Annotated in this window: 15 protein-coding genes and 1 tRNA gene; 11 read left to right on the top strand and 5 right to left on the bottom strand. The window is 64.4% G+C overall.

Going from position 1 to position 14,723, the window contains the following annotated elements; genetic code table 11:
• Positions 1–11: 11 nt before the first annotated feature.
• From G342_RS0119025 to G342_RS0119015, 3 genes are read left to right on the top strand one after another with little or no spacing between them, the layout of a single operon-like run.
• Entirely contained in the window at positions 12–1,232 is a 1,221-nt protein-coding gene (locus tag G342_RS0119025) for a phosphopentomutase (protein WP_018184758.1), read from the top strand.
• Positions 1,232–2,209, top strand: a complete 978-nt coding sequence (locus G342_RS0119020; protein WP_018184757.1) for an adenosine deaminase — start codon at positions 1,232–1,234, stop codon at positions 2,207–2,209. Before G342_RS0119025 ends, G342_RS0119020 begins: the two co-directional genes overlap by 1 nt.
• Before the next feature lie 3 nt (positions 2,210–2,212).
• Complete coding sequence (locus G342_RS0119015) at positions 2,213–3,133, top strand: phosphate/phosphite/phosphonate ABC transporter substrate-binding protein (RefSeq protein ID WP_018184756.1); 921 nt, start codon at positions 2,213–2,215, stop codon at positions 3,131–3,133.
• Positions 3,134–3,232: 99 nt separating this feature from the next.
• On the opposite strand, the gene G342_RS0119010 is transcribed toward G342_RS0119015, so the two are convergent.
• Complete coding sequence (locus G342_RS0119010; protein WP_026304610.1) at positions 3,233–3,685, bottom strand: MarR family winged helix-turn-helix transcriptional regulator; 453 nt, start codon at positions 3,683–3,685, stop codon at positions 3,233–3,235.
• Positions 3,686–3,939: 254 nt separating this feature from the next.
• On the opposite strand from G342_RS0119010, the gene typA reads away from it, so the two are divergent.
• The 4 genes from typA (at position 3,940) to G342_RS0118990 (ending at position 7,568) form a co-directional block, all read left to right on the top strand.
• Positions 3,940–5,760, top strand: coding sequence for a translational GTPase TypA (gene typA / locus G342_RS0119005; RefSeq protein ID WP_018184754.1), 1,821 nt, complete (start codon positions 3,940–3,942; stop codon positions 5,758–5,760).
• A gap of 124 nt (positions 5,761–5,884) precedes the next feature.
• The gene (locus G342_RS0119000) at positions 5,885–6,397 is read left to right on the top strand and encodes a GNAT family N-acetyltransferase (protein ID WP_026304609.1); all 513 of its coding nucleotides are present in this window, start codon (positions 5,885–5,887) and stop codon (positions 6,395–6,397) included.
• Between the two features lie 148 nt (positions 6,398–6,545).
• Positions 6,546–7,076 carry an inorganic diphosphatase gene (gene ppa, locus G342_RS0118995; protein ID WP_018184752.1) on the top strand — a complete coding sequence of 177 codons (531 nt, stop codon included), beginning with the start codon at positions 6,546–6,548 and terminating at the stop codon, positions 7,074–7,076.
• Between the two features lie 3 nt (positions 7,077–7,079).
• Positions 7,080–7,568, top strand: a complete 489-nt coding sequence (locus tag G342_RS0118990) for a YqhG/Tai3 family protein (RefSeq protein WP_018184751.1) — start codon at positions 7,080–7,082, stop codon at positions 7,566–7,568.
• A gap of 7 nt (positions 7,569–7,575) precedes the next feature.
• Here G342_RS0118990 and G342_RS26310 read toward each other — a convergent pair whose 3' ends face one another.
• A complete protein-coding gene (locus G342_RS26310) occupies positions 7,576–7,851 on the bottom strand; it encodes a DUF167 family protein (protein ID WP_051094360.1) in 276 nt (91 codons plus the stop codon).
• Between the two features lie 38 nt (positions 7,852–7,889).
• Positions 7,890–8,180 (bottom strand): YggT family protein, encoded by a 291-nt coding sequence (locus G342_RS26305; RefSeq protein ID WP_018184749.1) that lies wholly within the window; start codon positions 8,178–8,180, stop codon positions 7,890–7,892.
• Between the two features lie 176 nt (positions 8,181–8,356).
• On the opposite strand from G342_RS26305, the gene G342_RS0118975 reads away from it, so the two are divergent.
• Positions 8,357–8,432, top strand: a tRNA-Ala gene (locus tag G342_RS0118975).
• Positions 8,433–8,807: 375 nt separating this feature from the next.
• Here the strand turns inward: G342_RS0118975 and G342_RS24685 are convergent.
• Positions 8,808–10,292 (bottom strand): aldehyde dehydrogenase family protein, encoded by a 1,485-nt coding sequence (locus G342_RS24685; protein WP_198010832.1) that lies wholly within the window; start codon positions 10,290–10,292, stop codon positions 8,808–8,810.
• Complete coding sequence (locus tag G342_RS0118965) at positions 10,276–11,439, bottom strand: amidohydrolase/deacetylase family metallohydrolase (RefSeq protein ID WP_026304608.1); 1,164 nt, start codon at positions 11,437–11,439, stop codon at positions 10,276–10,278. The genes G342_RS24685 and G342_RS0118965 overlap by 17 nt, the downstream gene beginning before the upstream one ends.
• A 203-nt stretch (positions 11,440–11,642) precedes the next feature.
• On the opposite strand from G342_RS0118965, the gene G342_RS0118960 reads away from it, so the two are divergent.
• From G342_RS0118960 to G342_RS0118950, 3 genes are all read left to right on the top strand, one after another.
• On the top strand, positions 11,643–12,890 hold the full coding sequence (locus G342_RS0118960) for an ABC transporter substrate-binding protein (protein WP_018184746.1): 1,248 nt from the start codon (positions 11,643–11,645) through the stop codon (positions 12,888–12,890).
• Positions 12,891–13,030: 140 nt separating this feature from the next.
• Positions 13,031–13,897, top strand: coding sequence for a carbohydrate ABC transporter permease (locus G342_RS0118955; protein WP_018184745.1), 867 nt, complete (start codon positions 13,031–13,033; stop codon positions 13,895–13,897).
• Positions 13,890–14,717: a carbohydrate ABC transporter permease gene (locus G342_RS0118950; RefSeq protein WP_018184744.1), complete on the top strand. Its 828-nt coding sequence runs from the start codon at positions 13,890–13,892 to the stop codon at positions 14,715–14,717. The genes G342_RS0118955 and G342_RS0118950 overlap by 8 nt, the downstream gene beginning before the upstream one ends.
• Positions 14,718–14,723: the final 6 nt, after the last annotated feature.

Genomic DNA, 14,723 nt, shown 5'->3' with positions numbered 1-14,723 from the left:
TTGTCCCATCCATGTCCCGCGCCATCCTGATTGTTCTCGATTCCGTCGGCATCGGCGGCGCGCCCGACGCGGCCGCCTATGGCGACGAGGGCGCGAACACGATCGGCCATATCGCCGCCGCCTGCGCCGAGGGGCGCGGCGACCGGGCGGGTCTGCGCGCGGGAGCGCTGGCGCTGCCCAATCTCGCCCGCCTCGGCCTCGGCGCCGCGGCGGAGGGCGCGAGCGGCAGCTGGCCGGCCGGCCTCGGCGAGCCGGACGACAGGAGCGCCCTCTACGGACACGCGGCCGAGATCTCCAACGGCAAGGACACGCCGTCCGGCCATTGGGAGATCGCCGCCGTGCCGGTGCCGTTCGACTGGGGCTATTTTCCGGAGGAAGAGCCCTGCTTCCCGGCGGCGCTCACCGACGCCATCGTGCGCGAGGCGAAGCTCCCCGGCCTCCTCGGCAACAAGCATGCCTCCGGCACGACAATCCTGGCGGAACTCGGCGAGGAACATATCCGGACCCTGAAGCCGATTGCCTATACCTCGGCCGATTCCGTCTTCCAGATCGCCGCGCACGAAACCCATTTCGGCCTCGAGCGGCTCTATGCGCTCTGCGAGATCGTGCGCCGCCTGGTCGATCCGCTGAACATCGGCCGCGTCATCGCCCGTCCGTTCCTCGGCGAGACGGCCGAGACCTTCGAGCGCACCGGCAACCGGCGCGACTATGCCGTGAAGCCGCCGGAGCCGACGCTCCTGGACCGCGTCGTGGCGGCCGGCGGCCGCACGCATGCCATCGGCAAGATCGGCGACATCTTCGCCCATCAGGGCATCACCGAGGTTACCAAGGCGACCGGCAACGCGGCGCTTACCGACGCCACCCTCGCCGCGCTCGGGAAGGCAGGGCCGGGCGATCTGGTCTTCGCCAATCTGATCGATTTCGACATGCTCTACGGCCATCGCCGCGACGTCGCCGGCTATGCCGCCGCGCTCGAGGCCTTCGACGCCCGCCTGCCGGAGATCGAGGCGGCGCTGGAGCCCGGCGACCTCGTCGTCATCACCGCCGATCACGGCTGCGATCCGACCTGGCGCGGCAGCGATCACACCCGCGAGCAGGTGCCGGTTCTCGCCTTCGGGCCCGGAATACCCGGCAGGAACATCGGCGCGCGCGACACCTATGCCGATATCGGCGAGACGATCGCCGCGCATCTCGGGCTGGCGCCCGGACCCCATGGACGGAGTTTTCTCTAATGGTTGCGACGATCCCGAAGGCCGAGATTCACTGCCATATCGAGGGCGCGGCCTCGCCGGAGCTGGTCCGCCATGTCGGCGCGCGGCACGGCATCGACCTCTCGGGCCTGTTCGACGATACCGGCGCCTTCGCCTGGCACGACTTCACCTCGTTCCTCGGCGCCTATGACCGCGCGAGCGCCGTCTTCCGCACGCCGGAGGATTATCGCGACCTCACCTTCACCTATTTCTCCAGCCTCGCCGCCGAGGGTGCGATCTATGGCGAGGTCTTCATCTCGTCCGATCACGCGCTCGCCTCGGGCCTCTCCTATCGCGACTATGTCGAGGGATTGGCGCAGGGCATCCGCGACGCGGAAGCCGCGACCGGCATCGTCGGCCGGATGATCGCCACCGGTGTGCGCCATTACGGCCCCGCCCGCATCCTCGTCGCCGCCGAGACGGTGGTGAACGAACCGCACCCGCTGGTCACCGGCTTCGGCGTCGCCGGCGACGAGCGCATGCACCATCCCCGCGATTTCGCCGACGCCTTCCGCATCGCCGGCGAGGCCGGACTCGGCCTTACCGTGCATGCCGGCGAATTCGGCGGGCCGGAGAGCGTGCGCGACGCGCTCGACCATCTCGGCGTCAGCCGCATCGGCCATGGCGTGCGCGCCATCGAGGATCCGGACCTCGTGCGCCGAATCGTCGACGAAGACATCGTTCTGGAACTCTGCCCCGGCTCGAATGTGGCGCTCGGCCTCTATCCCGACATCGCCAGCCATCCCTTCGCCCGCCTGCGCGACGCCGGTGTGCGCGTCACCGTCAGCTCCGACGACCCGCCCTATTTCGGCTCGTCGATCGGCGCCGAATATGGCTGGCTCGCCAGCGACCTGGGCCTTTCCCATGCCGATCTCGCCGAGGCGACCCGCACCTCGATCGAGGCCGCTTTCGTCGATGCGCCGACGCGCGCCCGCCTCCTGGCCAGGCTGGAAGGCTGAGTCATGCGCCGCAACCGTCTCGCCGCCCTCGCCCTCGCCCTCGCCGTCACCTGGCAGGGCGTTGCCCCGGCATCAGCCGGCTGGCGCGACGATCTCGGCACCCTGAAGATCGGCTTCGTCGCCGGCGACAATCCGACCTATGAGGTCGCCCGGCTGGAGAAGTTCCGCTGGCATCTGCAGTATAGTCTCGCCGTGCCGGTCGAACTGTTTCCGGCCCGCAACTACGAGGCGCTGATCGAGGCGCAGTCGACCGGCCGGATCCAGTATGGCGTGCTGTCGTCGCTGGCATATCTTGCGCTCAACCAGCGCTGCGACTGCGCCGAGGCGATCGCCCAGCCGACGACCGTCGACCATGAACTCGGCTTCCGGGCACTGCTGGTGGCGAAGAAGGACGGCCCGATCACCACGCTGGCCGATGCCCGCAATCTGCGGCTCGCCGTCGGCGCGGCGGATTCGCTGTCCGGTCGACGGGCGCCGCTGGCGGGACTGGCGGCGGAGGGCATCGACCCGGCGAGCTATTTCCTGCGCATCGTCGAGACCGGCGACAGCGAGGCCGCGCTGACGGCGCTGGCGAAGGACGAGGCCGATCTCGCCACGGCGTGGTCGTCCGCCTCCGATCCGCTCAGCCCAGAGACCGGCTCCGGCCCGTTCGCAAGGCTCGCCGGCGACGGCACGCTGCCGCCCTCGACCTTGCGGGTGATCTGGCAATCGCAGCTGATTCCGTTCGGGCCGCATGCCGTTCGCAAGGACATGCCGGTCGAGGCCAAGGCGGCGCTGCTGCGGGCGCTGACGGAAATGCAGACGGCGGCGCCGGAGGCCTATGACGCCATCGAGCGCGGCTTCCCGGGCGGCTTCGTCGCCGCAGAGCCGTCGCTCTATGACAATCTGGCGATCCTGCTCAACGTGGCGCCCGCGAAAGACTGATGCAAGCGCCTGGATATCCGCTCGAGAACCGTCAGTCCGTCGCCCGACGCGACCATTCGGGCGCCTTGCCAGGACGGCGCGTCGCCTTTTCCACACCGTTCAGGCGACGGAACCTTCGGTGGCGAGAATATTGTCCTGGATCTTCAGCAGGGCGACCCGCATCGACTCGATGGCGACGGGATCGACGCCACGTTCGGCGTCCTCCCGCACCTGCTTGCCGATCGCGCGAATTCGGCGAACGATGCTGGCGGCATTCGGCGTCAGCCGGATGAGCTTGGCGCGCCTGTCTGCCGGGTCGGGAATACGCTCCACCAGCGCCGCCGCCTCCAGGCGATCTAGAAATCCGACCAATGTCATCGGTTCGACACAAAGTTCATCTGCCAAGGTAGACTGGCGAAGACCTGGGTGCCGACTGACAAAAGCAAGAGTCCTGGCTTCAGCAACTGTCAAACCGAGCCCAGCATTTTCTAATGCTTTCTCAAATCGTCGCCGTAAAAGTCTCGCGACATCGACAAGCAGGAAACCAAGAGGGTCTTCCGTTACGGCAGCCAAATTCTGACCCTCCACGTTATAATAAGATATACAGATTATAGATAAAAGTTTGCGAGAAAGTCAAGAAATTGTTTGATCATTACTTGATCATTCGAAACGGCGCGACGGCGCGATAAAACCGCCCGGCGGGGGCCGAGTCGGCCCTCCGGATGGGAGGTTGCGTTTTCCGGATAATTCGATCATTTTGCGCCGCAAAATATGCCGGCCGTCTCGAGGCACCTGTCCGACGCCGCCGCGCCTTTTCGGATTCGCAAATGACTCTTCGCAATATCGCCATCATCGCGCACGTCGATCATGGCAAAACAACACTCGTGGACAAGCTGCTGCAGCAGTCCGGTTCCTTCCGCGACAACCAGCGCGTGGCCGAACGCGTCATGGATTCGAATGACATCGAGAAGGAGCGCGGCATCACCATCCTGGCCAAGGCGACCTCGATCGTCTGGCATGATACACGGATCAACATCGTCGATACACCGGGCCACGCCGATTTCGGCGGCGAGGTCGAGCGTATCCTGAACATGGTCGATGGCGTGATCGTTCTGGTCGACGCCGCCGAAGGTCCGATGCCGCAGACCAAGTTCGTCGTCGGCAAGGCGCTGAAGCTCGGCCTGAAGCCGATCGTCGCGATCAACAAGGTCGACAAGGCCGACGCCCGCATCCAGGAAGTCGTGAATGAGGTGTTCGACCTCTTCGCCGCCCTCGACGCCACCGACGAGCAGCTCGACTTCCCGATCCTGTACGGATCCGGCAAGCATGGCTGGATGGCCAATTCGCCCGACGCGTCGCATGACGAGGGCATGGGCCCGCTGTTCGAACTGGTGCTGAAGCACGTGCCGGCCCCGCATGTCGAGGAAGGCCCGTTCCGGATGATCGGAACGCTGCTCGAAGCCAACCCCTATCTCGGCCGCCTGATCACGGGCCGCATCTCGTCGGGCACCGTCAAGCCGACGCAGATGCTCAAGGTTCTGTCGCAGGACGGCTCGACCGTCGAGCAGTTCCGCGTTTCCAAGATCATGGCTTTCCGCGGCATCGAGCGTCAGCCGATCGAGGAAGGCGTCGCGGGCGACATCGTCGCGATCGCCGGCATGACCAAGGGCACGGTCGCCGACACCTTCGCCGATCCGGCCGTCACCGAGCCGATCAAGGCACAGCCGATCGATCCGCCGACCGTGTCGATGACCTTCATGGTCAATGACAGCCCGCTCGCCGGCACCGAGGGCGACAAGGTCACCAGCCGCATGATCCGCGACCGCCTGATGAAGGAAGCGGAAGGCAACGTCGCGCTGAAGATCGAGGAATCGACCGAGAAGGACTCGTTCATCGTGTCCGGCCGCGGCGAGCTCCTGCTGGCGATCCTGATCGAGAACATGCGCCGCGAGGGCTACGAGCTGGCCGTTTCGCGTCCGCGCGTGGTCTTCCAGAAGGACCTTTCCGGCCAGACGCTGGAGCCGATCGAGGAAGTCATCATCGACGTCGATGAGGAGCATTCCGGCGTCGTCGTGCAGAAGATGTCCGAGCGCAAGGCCGACCTGGTCGAGCTGCGCTCGTCCGGCGGCGACCGCCAGCGTCTCGTTTTCCATGCGCCCACCCGCGGCCTGATCGGCTACCAGGGCGAGCTTTTGACCGACACGCGCGGCACGGCGATCATGAACCGCCTGTTCCACGCCTATGCCCCGCACAAGGGCGAGATCCCCGGCCGCCGCAACGGCGTGCTGATCTCGACCGACCAGGGCGAGGCCGTGGCCTTCGCACTCTGGAACCTGGAAGACCGTGGCCCGATGATGATCGAGCCCGGCTGGAAGGTCTATGGCGGCATGATCGTCGGCGAGCACACCCGCGAGAACGATCTCGAAGTGAACGTGCTCAAGGGCAAGAAGCTCTCGAACGTGCGCGCCGCCGGCAAGGACGAGGCCGTCCGCCTCACCCCGCCGATCCGCATGACCCTCGAGCGCTCGCTGTCCTGGATCTCGGACGACGAGCTGGTCGAAGTGACGCCGAAGTCGATCCGCCTGCGCAAGGCGATCCTGGATCCCGTCGAGCGCAAGCGCGCCGACCGTTCCAGCAAGGCCGGCTAACACGGTTTCCGGCGGCGCCCCGACGGGCGCCGCCGTGATGCCGTTGTCACGCGACGACAAAGACCGCGTCGCGAAAGCAGAAACCCCCTTCCCCGACGCGAAGCTCGGACATATCTTGATCGACATGAGCACTCTGTCGATCGGTGTCCGTCGCGCAGAAGCAAGTGACGCGGAAGCCATCACCGCGGTTCACGATAGCGCTTGGCGTCAGGCCTATGACGGCCTCATCCCCGCGCGCGAGCTCGGCCGGATGATCACGAGGCGCGGCGAAAACTGGTGGAGCCGGGCGATCCGGCGCGGCACCGGCATCGTCGTCATCGATGTCGGCGGCACCGTGGTCGGCTATGCCACCTTCGGCCCCAACCGGGCGAGAAACCTGGTCCAACGCGGCGAGATCTACGAAATCTACATGCGGCCCGAATATCAGGGCGTCGGCCTCGGCACGCGGCTGTTCCTGGCGGCGCGGCGCGAATTGCTGCGGCACGGCTTCGATTCCGCCGTCGTCTGGGCGCTGGCCGAGAACGAGGGCGCCTGCCGCTTCTACAAGAATGCCGGCGGCCGCAAGGTAGCGCGCGGCAGCGAACGCTTCGGCGACAAGACGCTGGCCAAGGTCGCCTTCGCCTTCGCCCGCGGCTGAGGGCTGCGGCCTACTCGCTCCCGATCCCATCGTCGCTGGCCTTCCCCTGCCATCCGGGCCTCCAATGCTGCGCTGCGGTGGATTGGCACTTGCGGCCCGGGATCGTGCCCCGTAAAGGGTAGCCGCCCTTTTCACTTGAGGTACCGCCATGCGCATCGATGCTGTTCCGATCGGCAAGAATCCCCCGCACGACATCAACGTCATCATCGAGGTGCCGGTCGGCGGCGAGCCGATCAAGTACGAGATGGACAAGGAAGCCGGCGCGCTCTACGTCGACCGCTTCCTCTACACGCCGATGCGCTATCCCGGTAATTACGGCTTCGTTCCGCACACGCTCTGCGGCGATGGCGATCCGATCGACGTGCTCGTCGCCAACCAGCGGGCGATCGTTCCCGGCGCCATCATGAACTGCCGCCCGGTCGGCGTTCTGAAGATGCGCGACGAGGGCGGCGAGGACGAGAAGATCCTGGCCGTGCCGTCGACCAAGCTGACCCGCCGCTACGAGAAGGTCGAGTCCTACAAGGACCTGCCCGAGATCACGCTGCAGCAGATCGAGCACTTCTTCCGCCACTACAAGGATCTCGAAAACGGCAAGTGGGTCGAGATCATCGGCTGGGGCGACCGCGAAGAGGCGCAGCAGCTGATCCTCGACGCCATCGAGCGCGCCAAGAAGGTCTGAGCCATGTCGCTCACGCGGCGCGGCGTCGCGCACCTTTTCCTGGTCGCGACGCTGGCCGCGTCGGGCATGGCGACACACACCGGATCGTCGCTCGCCAGCGACGATCCGCAAGCCTTTGTGGCGGCGATCTACGAGCGCTACGCGAATGGCGGCGACGGCATGGTGCTGGACGACGCCCAAACGATCCGCGCCCTGTTCGAGCCGCGGCTGGCCGAGCTGATCATCGCCGACGGCGAAGAGGCGGCGGCGGCCGGCGACGTCCCGCGCATGGACGGCGACATGTTCATCGACGCGCAGGACTGGGACATCACGGATCTCACCGTCGCCGTCGAGGCGGTGACGCCGGACCGGGCCGAGGGCCATGTCGCCTTCGCCAATTTCGGCGCGCCGAAGCGCGTCGACCTCCAGCTCGTGCGCGGCGAGGACGGCGGCTGGCGTATCCGCGACATCCTGTGGGCCGAAAGCTCGCTCCGCGGCCTCTACACGCACTAGCGGGCGCCTAGCCGGCGAGCGCCTCGAGCCTCGCCGCGATCTCCCCGACATCGCCATCGACGCGCAGGCTTTTCAGCCGCGCCGTCTGGCCGAAAACCAGCGTCACCGCCGAGCGCGGCAGGCCGAGCGCCTTCGCCAGCACCCCTTCCACCGCGGCATTGGCGGCGCCCTTTTCCGGCGCGGCGCGCACCCGCGCCAGCAGAACCTTGCGGCCATCGGCCAGTTCGCCGACGCCGTCGATCGCATCGCGGCCTCCCTTCGGCGTCAGGCGCAGCTGGACCATGACATGGCCGGCGCCGACGCGAAAGAAGCCCGCTTCGCTCAAAACACGTTCGGGTAGACGTAGCGGATGATGACCTGCTGGATCAGGATGATGCCGAGCAGCAGGATGACCGGCGAGATGTCGATGGCGCCGAGGCTCGGCATGAAGGCGCGGATCCGGCGCAGCGCCGGCTCGGTCGCCTGGTACAGGAACTTGCCGATCGACGAGACGATCTGGTTGCGCGGGTTGACCACGCCGAAGGCGTAGAGCCAGCTGAAGAGAGCGCTGGCGATCACGACCCACCAGTAGAGGTTGAGGGCGATCATAACAACGTCGAGGATGGCGCGCATGGGGTTCCCGGGGGCGGTCGTGGAGAAATTCGAAGCTTCTCATGTAGCGGCGACCCGCCCGCGCCGCAACCCGCCCGCCCCGGCAAACGGGGACGGCGCTGACGCCCGGAGGTCGCATCGGAGCCGCTTGACAGGGATCGGCGCCGCCTCCTAAATGGCCGCCGTCGCCACGCGACGGGGCCGTAGCTCAGATGGGAGAGCGCTGCAATCGCACTGCAGAGGTCAGGGGTTCGATTCCCCTCGGCTCCACCAACGACCTCAATCGCTCACATAAGCGATCAGTATTCACTGAATGCCAGTAGTGAGCGTGTCGTGGGTGTGCAATTTGCTTTTCTCAGAATGCTGCCATCATTGAAAAGACCGAAACTCTTAGCGGCATGTCGCAGAACTCCCGTCCTGGCGCTCGATGAAGCGCCAATAGTGGATCATCAGCGATTGCAGCCTTCGACGTAGCCCCCCTCGAGCCCGACGAAGGCTCAATAAAGGGAGGCGACGCCAAATGACGCGAGGAATCGATCTCGTGCGCTACTCCGGCCAGCTCAGCCGCGGTCGCCAGACCAACCCTGCATTGGATTTGAACCGGGCCGCTTAAAGGGGGGCAACCCCCCTCAATGAACGCTGTTTTGGCTAGGAAATATCAAATGTGATGGTCTTGATGTCGGTTACTTCGCGCAGCGAATGCTTGCCGCCGAGCCGACCGATACCGCTCTGCTTGCCGGCAGCGCCGCCAAAGGGGAGATGAAGCTCCCAATAGCAGCTCGCGCTGTTGATGTTGACCAGACCGGCGGTGAGGTTTTCGCCAAAGGCGAAGGCGCGTCCAAGGTCCCTGGTGAAGACACTCGCGGCCAGGCCATGCGAGGCCGCATTCGCCGTTGCCAGCAGATCGGCCTCATCGCTGCAGACGACGATCGGCGCGACGGGACCAAATGTTTCGGCGCTGTTGAGCAGCGCTTCGACCGGAACCCTTCCAAGCACGGTAGGTTTATAGAAGAGTTCGGAACCGAGTTCCGGGGAGCGATTTCCGCCGACAAGCAGTTCCGCGCCGCGCGCCAAACCATCGGCGACGTGTTCATCGACCTTGGTCGCGACCATGGCGTTGTTGAGCGGACCCATCGTCGTGCTGGGATCGAGCGGGTCGCCAAGTCTCACTTTCCCGGCGATGGCGGCGATCTTTTCGGAGAGGGCGTCGTAAGACCGTTCCGTAACCAGGATGCGCCCTGAGGCGGCACACACCTGCCCGGCATTGAAGAACGAACCGAAGGCCGCCGCTTCGGCGGCGCGGTCCAGGTCGGCGTCGTCGAGTACGACGACGGGACCATTGCCGCCGAGTTCCAGCAGCATCGGCTTGCCAGCGCCGCGCTGGGCAATCAGCCCGCCAGTTCGCGCGCTGCCGGTGAACCCAATCCCGTCAGTGCCCGGATCGGCGACGATTTCGTCGCCGACGACCGCGCCTGGGCCAAACACGAGATTGACCGCGCCGTTGGGCAGATCGGCCGCAGCAATGCACTCCATTAGCATCGCCGCGCAAAGCGACGTCGTCGGCGCCGGCACCCAGACCACGGCGTTTCCAGCGGCAAGGCAGGGTGCGAGGTACTCGACGGGGATGTTGATCGGAAAATTCCACGGTGTGATCACGGCATAGACACCGCGTGCCTGGCGGTAGCTGATCACGCGCTTGCCCGGCGTCTCGACCGGGATGAACTCGCCCTCCATCCATTTGATCAGTTCGCCGGCTTCGCGAAAGCCTGTCGCCGCCGCTGCCACCTCGCCGCGAGCCTCCGCTTCGAGCGGCTTGCCTTGCTCCATGGCGAGAACTCTGGAGAGCTCGTCGCTGCGCCGCTCGACCTCGTCGGCAATGCGAAAACAAAGGCGCGCGCGCTCCCAACGCGTCAGCCGTGCCAACGATTTGAACCCTCTGCGCGCAGCGGCAATAGCCGCCTGGGCATCGATGCGATCGCCCTCGGCTATGGCAGCCAGGCGCGCGCCGGTCGATGGGGAGTAGGTGTGGACTACCTTGCCGCTCGCCGAAGGCTGCCAGCGTCCATCGATGAAGTGCATGGTGGTTGTCGCGTCATGTGTCTGTTGCATCTCGGCCTCAGCTTGCGAGTTCATGGAGAGGGCGCGCCTCGCCGGCGGCGGTGATGGCTTGCCCCCTGACGATCAGGTGTTCGCAGACCAACCGCCTATCGACGGTGATGATTTCACCGGCCGCGTCCTGAAGTGGCCAGGGCTCGGACTTCCATCGCAACACTGCGATATTGGCCTCGTCACCAGCCCGGATGCGTCCCAGATCCGGACGCCCAATGGCCCCGGCCGGATTTCGGCTCGCCGCAGCAAGCGCCTCATCGGGCGCGACTCCAAGCGCAATCAGCTTGTTGACGGTCGTCAGGAGATCATGCGCGGGTCCATCCACCGAAAGGGCGTGGATGTCGGAACTGATGAGATCGGGCGCGAAGCCCTCGTCCAGCATCTCGCGACAGACCTTGAACGAGAAACCGCCGCGGCCATGGCCAACATCGAAACGCACGCCGCGCCGGCGCGCCTTCCAGGCCGCCTCGCGCACATGGCCGTCATGCGTTGCCGAATTCGGCGCCGGGCGACAGCAATGGGTGATGATGTCACCAGGTCGCAGCCTGTCGCACACCTCGTCGATCGTCGGCGGGGCAAGATCGACATGGCACATGATCGGCACGCCTAGCTCCTCGGCGACGTCGAGTGCGAGATCGAGCGCCAGTGCGCCGTTTTCGCCGGCGGCCATATGCCCCGCGCGCACCTTGACGCCGACGATCCTGTCGCGGTGCGACCGCACGGCGGCGAGACAGCTCTTCGTGTCGAGGAGACGTGCGTCACAGCATTCGCCGACCATGACATCCTTGCCGAAACCGAAAATGCCGGCGTAGGAGATGTTCAGGTAGGCGAAGATATGAAACGGCGACGGCTCAGCAATGAAGGCGCGCAAGCCTTCGTAGTTTCCCGCCCCGGCCGAGCCGGCATCGACAAAAACACCGGTTGCGGAGCGATGGGCCACAGTCTCCGGCCGAACGCCAAGCGACGTGCCGCCCCAGTAGACATGCGTATGGATATCGGTCAGGGCCGGTGTGATGATGGCCCCGGCAACGTCGATGACGCGGTCGCCGGCCTGCTCCGCCACATGGCCGAGACTGTCGATCCTGCCTGCCGATATCGCGACATCCGAGCCTGCCAAAGGCGTGTCGCCAAATGATAATACGCGCCCGCCGCGCAGGATAATCCTGGTCATTTCATCTCCTGCGCCGCTGTCGGGCGCGACTGTTTTCGTCGCTCAGTCTTCGGATTGCGCTGGCCGACTGCCGAACACGCTAGCTGGAAAAAAACACAAACTGACTAGTCGGTCAATATTGACATCATCGATGTTCTTTGTTCAGTTGGGTGCGCCTCACGAGGGGAGGCCCTACCGAAAAATCGAATAGTGGGAGAACATCGATGAAGATCGACAGGAAGTATGTCCGCGCGCTTGCGCTCGGCGCAACGTGCTTGGCGCTCTCCTTTCAGGTCACGTCGGCATCAGCAAAAGATGTCGTCAGGGCACGGTTCGCCGAGTACAGCACGCAGACGGGGCCCTTCTTTCAAGAGCTCGCCAAAAAATTCAACGCCGCCAATCCAGACATCGAGGTCAAGGTAGAACATTTGCCGTGGCCCGAGATGCAGCAGCAGCTGGTCACCGATATCTCGGCAGGCACGGCACCGGACATTTCGCACATGGCCACCCGCTGGATGGCGGGCTTCTCGCAGGATGGCGTTCTGGCGCCGATCGAAGATCTGATGTCGCCGGCGTTCGCCGAGACCTTCGTTCCGACCTATCTCGATCTGCAGAAGCAGGACGGCCACACCTGGGGCCTGCCGATTGCGGCCTCGGCACGCGGCCTCTTCTACAACAAGGCTCTGTTCAAGCAGGCCGGCATCGACGCCGTCCCCACGACGTGGGACCAGGTCTACGAGGCTGCCGGCAAGATCGACGCACTTGAGGGCGATTTCTACGGCATGGGCATTCAGGGCAAGGACCTCGATGCCGAAGGCTACTGGTTCTATTCGCTTTGGACGCATGGCGGCGCCATCTTCGGGCCCGATGGCAAGAGCGGTTTCGCCTCGCCGGAGGCCGTTGCAGCGACCGACAACTACCTTCGGTTCATCAAGGCCAATGTCACCCAGCCCGGCGTGACGGGTTCGAGCCGTGAAGATCTGCAGAACCTGTTCGCCGCCGGCAAGCTCGGAATGGTGCTGTCCGGGCCCTGGTTCAACGCCCAGCTCGCCGAGCAGGGCAAGGACGTCGACTACGGGATCTCCACGATCCCGATTGCCACTACCGCCGCCACCTACGGCGTTACCGATACGATCTCGATCCTGGAATCGTCGACGGTGAAGCCATCGGCAATGAAGTTCCTCGAGTTCATCTTCAACGAGGAGAACCGGCTCGAATTCGGCAAGCTCGAGGGTTTCGTGCCTGTTCTGAAGTCGGAATCGACCGCGCCCTTCTTCGCGGAGAATCCCAAGATGAAGGTCTTCCTGGACATGGGGCCGGTCGCCAAATTCGCGCCGCTGATCCCCGCGTGGGAAGAGATGTCCGACGGTCTCCGGTCGGAGCTCTCCGCGATCTATGCCGGCGAAGTCACCTCGGAAGTGGGGCTGAAGCGCGCAGCGGAGCGGATGGACGCATTGCTGGCCAAGAAGTGAAGCCAGGTCCCGCGGGTTGATCTTGCCAGAAGCAAAAAGAGTGTAAGCCAATGAGTCTGCACGGATCCGACCTTACATTGTCAAGCACGGCGGCGCGTAGTTTACGCGCCGCCGGTACCAGGCGCCGCCGCAGCCTGCCATTGCTTGGCCTTCTCCTGATCGCGCCCAGCCTGGCTCTTTCCATCACGGTTATCGGCTATCCGATCTTTGATGTCCTGCGGATGGCTCTTTTCGAGGTCAACCGCTTCGGGCGGCTTGGCGATTTTGTCGGCCTTGCTCATTTTGTCGACGCATTCTCCGATCCGATCTTCGTTCAGGCCGCTTGGCAGACCGTGATCTGGACCTTGTCGGTGGTGGGCGGCACCGTGCTCATTTCCGTTCCGGTGGCGATCATACTGAGCGAGGATTTCTATGGCCGCATGATCGCGCGCACGGTCATTCTGCTTCCCTGGGCGATCTCGCTGGCAATGACAGCCGTGGTTTGGCGCTATGTCGTCAACGGCGATTTCGGTACGCTGAACATGACCTTGTCGGCACTGGGGCTGCCTTTCGCCAACTACCCCTGGCTAGCCTATCCAACCACAGCCTTCGTCATTGAAATCCTGGTCGGCATCCTCGTTTCGATCCCGTTCACGGTAACCATCATCATGGGTGGACTGACCTCGATACCGCGCACCTTGTATGAGGCATCGGCCCTCGATGGCGCCTCCACGGTTCGAAGCTTCACGAGCATCACCTTGCCACTCCTGCGGCCGTTCATGCAGATCGCGGTGGTTCTCAACGTGATCTATGTCTTCAATTCATTCCCGATCATCTGGATCATGACCAATGGCGGCCCTTCGAACCGGACCGACATCCTGATCACCTATGTCTACAAGCAGGCCTTTGTGTTCGGGAACCTCGGGAATGCGGCGGCCGGGTCGGTCGCGATGTTCGCCATGCTGCTGTTGTTTGCCGCCCTCTACCTGACCCTCACCCGCAGCACGGAGACCGCCGAAAATGACTAAGGCAAAGAGGTCGATTCTGTGCTGGGCGGCACTGTCCCCGCTGCTCGTCGTCGCCATTTTTCCCTATGCCACAATGCTGTCGACAGCCTTGAAGCAAAAGGACGAGGTTTTCGCCGTCGATCAGAGCTGGCTTCCGCGTGGGCTCTATCTGGACAATTTCACCAGACTGCTCTTTGAACGCAATTTCGGCCAGGCAGTCCTCAACTCCCTGACCATCAGTCTGGGCGCGACACTGCTGTCGCTCGCGGTGGCCATTCCCGCGGCCTATGCTCTCACTCGCCTGAGCGTTCCAGGCAAACCCTTCTTCCGGAACTATCTTCTCATCACCCAGATGATCTCGCCGATTGTTCTCATCATCGGCCTGTTCCGGATGTTTGCCTATTTCGGCATGATCAACAGCCAGACGTCGGTGATCATTGCTCACAGCGCCTTCTACATGGCCTTTGCGGTATGGATGCTGCAGAGCTACTTCGCCACCATCCCCCGGGAACTGGAAGAGGCTGCCTGGCTCGACGGCGCTAGCCGCTTCACCGGCTTCGTACGGGTCTTCCTGCCGCTATGTCTGCCTGGTGTCGTCGTCACGGCGTTGTTCACCTTTGTCAGCTCGTGGAACGAATACGCGATGTCGCTGACGTTTCTGCGCGACGCCAGCCAGCAGACGGCGCCTGTGCAAATCGCATTCCTCACCGGCACGCTCTATCAAATCGAGTGGGAGATGATCATGGCAGCAACGCTGATCGCTTCCCTGCCGGTGGCCATCATCTTCGCCTTCATCCAGAAGTATCTCATCGGCGGCCTGGCCCTCGGTGGGGTGAAATAGGAATCT

Origin of the sequence: Kaistia granuli DSM 23481, assembly GCF_000380505.1 — a bacterium.
In the GTDB taxonomy this organism is placed as follows: Bacteria; Pseudomonadota; Alphaproteobacteria; order Rhizobiales; family Kaistiaceae; genus Kaistia; species Kaistia granuli.
Note: the sequence above shows the minus strand (reverse complement) of the source record. Positions and strands in the feature narration are given on the sequence as shown.

What these genes read in the sequence shown, in the direction of transcription:
- G342_RS0118965 (WP_026304608.1), bottom strand. Translation starts at nt 11,439, where the DNA reads ATGACCAGGATTATCCTGCGCGGCGGGCGCGTATTATCATTTGGCGAC.
- G342_RS26310 (WP_051094360.1), bottom strand. Translation starts at nt 7,851, where the DNA reads ATGGTCCAGCTGCGCCTGACGCCGAAGGGAGGCCGCGATGCGATCGAC.
- G342_RS0119020 (WP_018184757.1), top strand. Translation starts at nt 1,232, where the DNA reads ATGGTTGCGACGATCCCGAAGGCCGAGATTCACTGCCATATCGAGGGC.
- G342_RS0118990 (WP_018184751.1), top strand. Translation starts at nt 7,080, where the DNA reads ATGTCGCTCACGCGGCGCGGCGTCGCGCACCTTTTCCTGGTCGCGACG.
- G342_RS26305 (WP_018184749.1), bottom strand. Translation starts at nt 8,180, where the DNA reads ATGCGCGCCATCCTCGACGTTGTTATGATCGCCCTCAACCTCTACTGG.
- typA (WP_018184754.1), top strand. Translation starts at nt 3,940, where the DNA reads ATGACTCTTCGCAATATCGCCATCATCGCGCACGTCGATCATGGCAAA.
- G342_RS0119000 (WP_026304609.1), top strand. Translation starts at nt 5,885, where the DNA reads ATGAGCACTCTGTCGATCGGTGTCCGTCGCGCAGAAGCAAGTGACGCG.
- G342_RS24685 (WP_198010832.1), bottom strand. Translation starts at nt 10,292, where the DNA reads ATGAACTCGCAAGCTGAGGCCGAGATGCAACAGACACATGACGCGACA.
- G342_RS0119025 (WP_018184758.1), top strand. Translation starts at nt 12, where the DNA reads ATGTCCCGCGCCATCCTGATTGTTCTCGATTCCGTCGGCATCGGCGGC.
- G342_RS0119015 (WP_018184756.1), top strand. Translation starts at nt 2,213, where the DNA reads ATGCGCCGCAACCGTCTCGCCGCCCTCGCCCTCGCCCTCGCCGTCACC.
- ppa (WP_018184752.1), top strand. Translation starts at nt 6,546, where the DNA reads ATGCGCATCGATGCTGTTCCGATCGGCAAGAATCCCCCGCACGACATC.
- G342_RS0118960 (WP_018184746.1), top strand. Translation starts at nt 11,643, where the DNA reads ATGAAGATCGACAGGAAGTATGTCCGCGCGCTTGCGCTCGGCGCAACG.
- G342_RS0118950 (WP_018184744.1), top strand. Translation starts at nt 13,890, where the DNA reads ATGACTAAGGCAAAGAGGTCGATTCTGTGCTGGGCGGCACTGTCCCCG.